The following is a 425-nucleotide window of genomic DNA, read 5'->3' as shown; positions in this document are numbered from 1 at the left end:
GTCAGCACGACGTCGCCGTCGACGACCTCGACCGAGTACTCGTCGGTCCCGGGAACCTCCGGGAAGGCGATGTTGTCCGGGCCGCACGGGTCGACCGGCTCGACCGACGGAGGAGTGATCTCGGCCAGCGGGCAGTTGACGAGCTCCTCGTCGCCCGGCTGCTCGTTGCCGACGGCATAGCGGATCGCGACCGAGTCCTGCGCGTCCGGGAAGACCCACGGGAAGGTCACCCCGTCCCAGCCCTTGTTGAACAGGGTCGCGTCGCTGACCACGATGATGTGGTCCGGCACGCCCGGCGGGGTCCCGACGTACTTGCAGACCACGACCTTCTTCCCGTCGACCGGGCACTCCTCGCCCGAGTCGACCGGCGCCGCCAGCTCGTACGTCGCCGACGGCCCCTCGAAGGCCCAACCGTCCTTGGCGGT

1 protein-coding gene is annotated in these 425 nt (G+C 69.9%); it reads right to left on the bottom strand.

The genetic code is table 11. The features are described 5' to 3' along the window. Positions 1-425 (bottom strand): hypothetical protein (locus tag AC2YHB_RS25625; RefSeq protein WP_487354880.1); only part of this gene is annotated, 425 nt, incomplete at both ends.

Source organism: Nocardioides sp. SRI_004, assembly GCF_057586415.1.
The sequence above is the reverse complement of the archived record's forward strand: the minus strand, read 5'-3'. Positions and strand labels throughout refer to the sequence as shown.